Raw genomic sequence first — 7231 nt, forward strand, 5'->3', positions numbered from 1 at the left:
CCGGCTGGGGGTACGTGGCTGGGCGCGGGGGCCGGGGCCTCCGGAGGCACATGCCCGGACGGCATGATGTACGGCGCGGTACTGCTCTTGTACGGGGAGACGGGCGTCTACGCGCCACACATCACGCTTCAGTCCGGACACGCACCTCCTCCGCCCCCGACCCCCTCCCGCCGGTGGGTCGCCCCAACGCACCGACCTGGCTGAGGAAGTGGGTCTCCGCCGGAGGTCCCGACCGAGCGTTGCGCGGCGCCGGTCATGCCGCCTCCGTGCGGTCCGCCGTCATGCCTGCCGCGTCCAGGAGGGCCGTGCCGACTATCAGGTCCGCGCCGCCGAACTCCGGGTCGTCCAGGGGGGTGCCGTCGTCCACCGCGAAGAGCAGGCGCTCCTCGCCCTGGCGGTAGGCCGTGCCCACCGGGGGGCTGGCCGCGTGGATGGCCAGGAGGGCGACGAGGTAGGGCAGTTCCGGATCGCGCAGGCGGGCCTCCGCGAGGAGGCCGGAGAGTCTGCGCGGCGCGTCGTGTTCCAGGTCGAGGAGTTCCTTCGCGCTCGCGAGCTGTTCCTCGCTGAAGCGGCTGTCGTCCGGGGTCGCGATCAGGTCCGGTTCCGGCATCTCCGCGCCGAGGTGTTCGCGCTCCACCGGTGGGGTCAGCAGCAGGTCGATCAGGTCGCCGACCCGGACGGAGGCCGGGGTGCGCAGGCCCGTGCCGCGGGCGAAGAAGGCGTCGGTGACACGGGCGGCCCGCTCCACCGGGAGCGGCAGCAGCGGGGCGACGAGCTGTCCGTACAGGTCGAGTCCGGTGTGCGCGGCGGGCCGGGCGAAGGCCTGGCGGTCCTGTTCGGCCCGGAAGAGGGGGCCGGCCTCCAGGAGGCGGGACTGGAGCTGGGTGTGGCGGCGGATGCAGTCCTTGACGATGTCGACGAGTTCGGCCGCGCGCCGCTTGTGCTCGGCCGTTCTGGGGTCGGTGCCGGTCTCCGCCTCGTCCCGCGCCTTGCGGATGTTCGTCAGGATCGCGTTCTCGTGGCGGTACCGGTCGGCGACATGGTCGAGTGCCTCGTCGATCATGTCCGGTACGGCGTTCAGCCAGTCGACGGCCCGTACGTTGCGCCGGGTCGCCTCCAGGGTTCTGCGCAGCGTCTCCGCGTACTGCACGGTCCGGTACCGGGCCTGTTCGGCGGCGAGCTGGGCGTCGGCCAGTCTGCCCCGGCTGATCAGGACCTCCAGCTTGACCTCGGCGGCGATCTGGGCGCTGGTGACGTCCGTGTCGAGGGCGCCGACCAGGACGTTGACCGCTTCGTCGGTCGTACGGAGGAAGACGCTGCCGCCGTGTCCCGGGACCTCTTCGATGAGCTTGAAGTCGTAATCCCTGCGGGTGTAGACGCCGTCCGTGCCGAACGTGCCGTAGACGGCGCGGAAGCCGCGGTCCACGCTGCCCACGTTGATCAGGTTCTCCAGGACCCAGCGGGCGACGCGTTCGTGCTCCGCGGCCGGGCGGCGGGGTGCCTGGGCTGCGATGCGGGGGAGGAGTCTGGACACTATCTGTTCGTGGTCGGCGCCGGTGTCGAAGTCCATGTTGAGCGTGACCAGGTCGATGGCGGAGAGCGCGACCTCCGCCATCGCGTACACCGAGTACTCGCCCGCCAGATTGGCCTTGCGGGCGTCCAGGTCGTGCAGCGGCGCGGTGCAGGCGAGCGCGCGCAGGCGGCGCGCGAGCCCTTCGTCGGCGGCCGGGCCCTGGGCGGGCCGCGGCCCCGCGCTGAGCTGGGGCGGAACGAAGTCCGTCGGGGCAGGCGAAGTCACGGGGAACAGATTAGGTCCTCGCACCGACAACGGTCGAAACGACGCAGAACCTCAGTCCTTGTCCGCGGGCTCGTCGGCGACCAGGCCCGCGTACACCTCCACGACCTGCTCCCGCGAGTCGTCCAGATAGGCGGCGAGGAGGCGTTCCGTGCCGTCCCGGTCGCCCGCCTTCAGGGATTCGAGGAGTTGCCGGTTACGGGTGAGGTACGGCTCGTGCAGGGCGCGCGGGTCGTCCACGATGTGGAAGGCGAGGCGCAGTTCGGCCAGGACGCCGCGCATCAGCTCGTCGGTGCGCGCGCTGCCGGCCAGCGCGACCAGTTCGCGGTGGAAGTGGATGTTGGCGGTGGAGACGTCCTTCCAGTGGCCCTCTTCCGCCGCGTGCTCCCCCTCGGTGACGGCGTCCAGCAGGCCGCCCAGTTCGAACGGGGGACCGTCGAGGCCGCGGACGACCGCGCACTGGATCAGCCGGCGGGTGCGGTAGATGTCCTCGACGTCCTGGACCGCGAGGACCCGGACGAAGACCCCCCGGTTCAGCTCGTGGACCAGCAGCCGTTCATGGGTGAGGAGCCGGAACGCCTCGCGCAGGGTGTTGCGGGAGACGGCGAGCGCCTTGCCGATGCTGTCCTCGGAGAGCCGCTCCCCCGGCTGGAAGTACCCCTCGGCGATCCGCGTGCGCAGGATGTCGGCGACCCGTTCCGCCGTGCTGGTGCGGCCCAGCAGCGCGCGGTCGTCCGCCAGTTGACCGAGGTCCGACCCGCTCGTCCCCACAGCGTGCTCTCCCTCGTCCGGCCGGCATGTCCGTCCATCGTAGAAGAAAGTGACGAACCTACATGGCTCTTGTCGGATCGTTGAACAATCCCCTACGGTGTTCTCAGCTCACGGTCCCGGCACACTCACCCTCCTGCGAGGTGCAGATGAGCACGACCCAAGCACGTCTGACCAAGGACGAACTTCCCGAGGACACCGGCGCGTTCGCCTGGCTGCGGGCCCTGGGGCCGCAGGGGCGCCGGGCCTTCGCCGGCGCGTTCGGCGGTTACGGACTCGACTCGTACGACTTCTTCACGCTGCCGCTGTCGATGGTGGCCATCGCCGCCTACTTCAGCCTCGACAGCGGCCAGACCGGTCTGCTCACCACCGTCACGCTGGTCGTGTCGGCCATCGGCGGCGCCGTCGCCGGTGTGCTCGCCGACCGGATCGGCCGGGTGCGGGCCCTGATGATCACGGTGATCACCTACGCGGTCTTCACCGTGCTGTGCGGTTTCGCGCCGAACTACGAGACGCTGCTGGTCTTCCGTGCCCTCCAGGGGCTGGGCTTCGGCGGTGAGTGGGCGGTCGGCGCGATCCTCGTCGCCGAGTACGCCTCGGGGCGGCACCGCGGCCGTACGCTCGGCGCCGTGCAGAGCGCGTGGGCGGCCGGCTGGGCGCTCGCGGTCGTCGTCTACACCCTGGTCTTCCAGTTCCTGGACGCGGACACCGCGTGGCGGGTGATGTTCTGGACGGGCGCGCTGCCCGCGCTGCTGATCGTCTACGTACGCCGCAACGTCAGCGACGCGCCCGCGGCGGCCGAACAGCGCCGCACCAGCGCGCGGAAGGGCTCGTTCACCGCGATCTTCCGCAAGGACCTGCTGCGGACGACGCTCTTCGCGACCCTGCTGTCCACCGGGGTGCAGGGCGGTTACTACACGCTCGCCACCTGGGTGCCCACCTTCCTCAAGAGCGAGCGCGGGCTCACCGTCGTCGGCACCGGCGGCTATCTGGCCTTCCTCATCTCCGGTGCCTTCACGGGCTATCTGACCGGCGGTTACCTCACGGACCGGCTCGGCAGGAAGAAGAACATCGCGCTCTTCGCGGTGCTGTCCGCCGCGGCGATCCTCGCGTACACCAACATCCCGGCGGGGGCCGACGGGCTGCTGCTGGTTCTCGGATTCCCGCTCGGCTTCTGCATGTCGGCCATTTTCAGCGGCTTCGGCTCGTTCCTCAGCGAGCTCTACCCGACCGCCGTACGCGGCACCGGGCAGGGCTTCACGTACAACACGGGGCGGGCCGTCGGCGCGCTCTTCCCCACGCTCGTCGGGTTCCTGGCGACGAGCTGGGGCGTCGGCGGGGCCCTGGTGTTCGGCGCGGTCGGCTACGGTCTCGCCGTACTCGCACTGCTCGGCCTGCCCGAGACCCGCGGGCGTGAACTGCTCTGACATCGCCGATCGGAAGGTGACTCCATGACCTGGGCGTCCATCGACCTCAACGCCGACCTCGGGGAGGGCTTCGGCCGCTGGCGGCTGACGGAAGATGAGGCACTCCTCTCCGTCGTCACCAGCGCCAACGTGGCCTGCGGCTTCCATGCCGGGGACGCGGCCACGATGCGGCGGGTCTGCGCGTGGGCCGCCGAGCGGGGAGTACGGATCGGCGCCCAGGTCTCGTACCGCGATCTGGCGGGCTTCGGACGGCGTCCGATGGAGGTGCCGGCCGACGAGCTGGCGGCCGAGGTCGCCTACCAGATCGGCGCGCTGGAGGTGTTCGCGAAGGCGGCGGGCGCCCGGGTCGCGTACGTCAAACCGCACGGCGCGCTGTACAACCGGGTGGTGCACGACGAGGAGCAGGCCGAGGCCGTCGTGGAGGGGGTGCGACTGACCGGCGAGCGGCTGCCGCTGCTCGGGCTGCCGGGCTCACGGCTGCACGGCATGGCGGAGAAGGCCGGACTCCCCGTCGTCACCGAGGCGTTCGCGGACCGCGCGTACACCGTGGAGGGCACGCTCGTGCCGCGCGGCCAGGAGGGGGCGGTGATCACGGATCCCGCGACGGTGGTGGAACGGGCCGTCTCCATGGCCCGGTTCGGCGTCGTCACCTCGCTGGGCGGGCAGTCCATCGGGGTCCGCGCCCGCTCGCTCTGTCTGCACGGCGACACGCCGGGCGCCGTCGGGCTCGCCCGGCGCGTCCGCGGCCGGCTGGAGGCGTCCGGCGTCCGGCTGGAGGCGTTCGTATGAGGGTGCTGCCCGTGGGCGAGCGGGCGCTGCTCGTCGAGGTGGCCGACGGGCCCGCCGCCGAGGCGCTCCACGCCGAGCTGCTGCGCCGCCGCGCCGAGGGCACGCTCCCGCCGGTCGGGGAGATCGTGCCCGCCGCGCGAACGGTCCTGCTCGACGGGGTGGCCGACCCGGCCGGCCTCGCCGCGCAGCTCGGCAATTGGGAGAGCGCCGGGCCGTCCGTGGCAGAGGGGGCGGCGGTCGAGCTGCCCGTCCGGTACGACGGCGCCGATCTGGTGGAGGTGGCCGCGCTGTGGGGGGTGGCGGAGCAGGAGGTGGTACGGATCCACACGGCCACGGAGTTCCGGGTCGCGTTCTGCGGGTTCGCGCCCGGCTTCGGCTATCTCACCGGGCTGCCCGAGCGGTACGCCGTACCGCGCAGGGCCACGCCCCGTACGGCGGTCCCGGCGGGCTCGGTCGGTCTCGCCGGCCCGTACACCGGGGTGTATCCGCGCTCCTCCCCCGGCGGCTGGCGGCTGATCGGGACGACGGACGCCGTCCTGTGGGACACCGCGCGGACCCCGCCGGCGCTGCTCGCGCCGGGGACGCGGGTGCGGTTCACGGCGGTGGACGGGTGACGGACCGCGCCTTCGCCGTCGTACGGCAGGGGCCGCTGACCACGGTGCAGGACCTGGGGCGCGGCGGCCACGCCCACCTGGGGGTGGCCCGCTCCGGGGCGCTGGACCGGCCCGCGCTGCGGCTGGCCAACCGGCTGGTGGGCAACGCGGAGGGGGACGCGGCCCTGGAGACGACGCTGGGCGGCTGCGCGGTACGGCCCCGGCGCGCGGTCACGGTGGCGGTCACCGGCGCACCGTGCGCGGTCACGGTCGCCGGCCGTCCGGCGGCCTGGGGCGCGCCCGTACGGGTCCCGGCGGGCGCGGTCCTCGACATCGGTCCCGCGGTCTCCGGGGTACGGAGCTACGTGGCGTTCGGCGGCGGGATCGCGGTACGCCCGGTGCTGGGCAGCCGCGCCACCGATCTGCTCTCGGGGCTCGGACCCGCGCCGCTGGGGGACGGCGCGGTGGTGGTGCTGGGCCGTCCGGCAGGACGTGCGGCGTGGCTGGATGGGGTGCCGGCCCCGGCGCCGCCGGACGAACTGGTGCTGCGGATCCGGCTCGGGCCGCGCGACGACTGGTTCACACCCGCCGCGCTGCGGACGCTGACCACGGCGGTCTACCGGGTGTCGTCCGCGAGCAACCGGATCGGGCTGCGCACGCAGGGGCCGCCGCTGGAGCGCGCCGTGCCGGCCGAACTGCCCAGTGAGGGGCTGGTGGACGGGGCGGTGCAGGTGCCGCCCGACGGATGTCCGCTGGTGTTCCTGGCGGACCGGCCGACGACCGGCGGCTATCCGGTGGTCGCGGTCGTCGCGGGGCGGGACCTCGCGGCCGCGGCGCAGGCGGCACCGGGGACGCCGGTGCGCTTCGTCCCGGGGCGGGAGCGGGTGCCGGGGCGTCGCTGACCTCCGGGGCCGTACCTCACTTTTGGTACGTCACTGTTCGTACGTCACTCCTTGTACGTCACCGTTCCCTCGGGGCGGCGAGCTGGGCGAGCGCCCCGGAGAGCGCGTGGTCGGCCCGCAGGTCGAGGCGGGCGCTGGTGCCGCGGGCCCAGTGCGCGACCTCGTCGCCCGCCAGCCGCATCAGTTCCGGCAGCAGGTCACGGCAGCGTCGGGCCACCCATCCGGTGCCGGAGGTCGCGAGCCAGCGCAGTGACTCCCCGCGGGTGGGCGGCGGCCGGTCGGGGTCGAGCGCGGGCGGCGCCCCGAGGGCGAACCCGTGGCCGGCGAGGGACGCGTGGAAACGTGCCGCGATCATCCGGTGGCCGCGCTCCCCCGGGTGCAGCCGGTCGGCGCTCCACAGCGAACGGTCGGCGACCCAGGCGGTGTCGGCCATGTGCAGATGGACGGTGTCGTACCGCGCGGCCAGCGCGTGGACGACGGCGTTGAGGGCCCGCTGGCGCCGGGCGAGCGGCCGGGCGAGCGGCGCGGGCAGCCCGAGCATGGCGCCGGGGTCGGGCAGGCAGGCGGTGAGCAGGACGGTGCCCCGCGCGGCGAGGGCGGCGCAGACGCGGTCGAGGCGCGGGGCGAGGTCCTGGATGTCGAAGGCGCAGCGGAGCGTGTCGTTGACGCCGACGACGACGGAGGCGATGTCGGGGGCGAACTCCAGCGCCTCGGGCGTCTGCCGCTCCTCGACGTCGCGGGTGAGGGCGCCGCTGACCGCGAAGTTCCGGAACCACTCCTCCTCCGCGCCCTCCGCGGCACCGAGGGCGCCGCCGAGCAGCGCGGCCCACCCGCGCCAGCCGTCCCCGTCCACCGGGTCGCCGATCCCGGCGGTGAGGGAGTCCCCGAGCGCGGCGAACCGCAGGGGCGTGGCCGTGGGGACGGACACCGGGCCGGGCTGCGGGCCCGCCTGCGTGC

The 7231-nt window shown here is 73.7% G+C and carries 7 protein-coding genes; 4 read left to right on the forward strand and 3 right to left on the reverse strand.

The features are described 5' to 3' along the window. Positions 1-253: 253 nt before the first annotated feature. Both ACFXKG_RS39735 and ACFXKG_RS39740 read right to left on the reverse strand, forming a co-directional pair. Positions 254-1798, reverse strand: coding sequence for a hypothetical protein (locus ACFXKG_RS39735; RefSeq protein ID WP_384850020.1), 1545 nt, complete (start codon positions 1796-1798; stop codon positions 254-256). Between the two features lie 51 nt (positions 1799-1849). After that, on the reverse strand, positions 1850-2566 hold the full coding sequence (locus tag ACFXKG_RS39740; RefSeq protein ID WP_384850023.1) for a GntR family transcriptional regulator: 717 nt from the start codon (positions 2564-2566) through the stop codon (positions 1850-1852). 146 nt (positions 2567-2712) lie between these two features. On the opposite strand from ACFXKG_RS39740, the gene ACFXKG_RS39745 reads away from it, so the two are divergent. Genes ACFXKG_RS39745 through ACFXKG_RS39760 form a run of 4 tightly spaced genes read left to right on the forward strand, consistent with a single transcriptional unit; the run spans position 2713 to position 6274 of the window. Next, positions 2713-3990 (forward strand): MFS transporter, encoded by a 1278-nt coding sequence (locus ACFXKG_RS39745; protein ID WP_384850026.1) that lies wholly within the window; start codon positions 2713-2715, stop codon positions 3988-3990. Between the two features lie 24 nt (positions 3991-4014). After that, positions 4015-4779 carry a LamB/YcsF family protein gene (locus ACFXKG_RS39750; protein ID WP_384850028.1) on the forward strand — a complete coding sequence of 255 codons (765 nt, stop codon included), beginning with the start codon at positions 4015-4017 and terminating at the stop codon, positions 4777-4779. After that, positions 4776-5393 (forward strand): 5-oxoprolinase subunit PxpB, encoded by a 618-nt coding sequence (gene pxpB / locus ACFXKG_RS39755; RefSeq protein ID WP_384850031.1) that lies wholly within the window; start codon positions 4776-4778, stop codon positions 5391-5393. The genes ACFXKG_RS39750 and pxpB overlap by 4 nt, the downstream gene beginning before the upstream one ends. Beyond that, a complete protein-coding gene (locus ACFXKG_RS39760; RefSeq protein ID WP_384850034.1) occupies positions 5390-6274 on the forward strand; it encodes a biotin-dependent carboxyltransferase family protein in 885 nt (294 codons plus the stop codon). Before pxpB ends, ACFXKG_RS39760 begins: the two co-directional genes overlap by 4 nt. 58 nt (positions 6275-6332) lie before the next feature. Here ACFXKG_RS39760 and ACFXKG_RS39765 read toward each other — a convergent pair whose 3' ends face one another. Beyond that, positions 6333-7202 (reverse strand): SGNH/GDSL hydrolase family protein, encoded by an 870-nt coding sequence (locus tag ACFXKG_RS39765; RefSeq protein ID WP_384850040.1) that lies wholly within the window; start codon positions 7200-7202, stop codon positions 6333-6335. Positions 7203-7231 lie beyond the last annotated feature (29 nt).

Origin of the sequence: Streptomyces sp. NPDC059255 (genome assembly GCF_042752355.1) — a bacterium.
Lineage (GTDB): Bacteria > Actinomycetota > Actinomycetes > Streptomycetales > Streptomycetaceae > Streptomyces.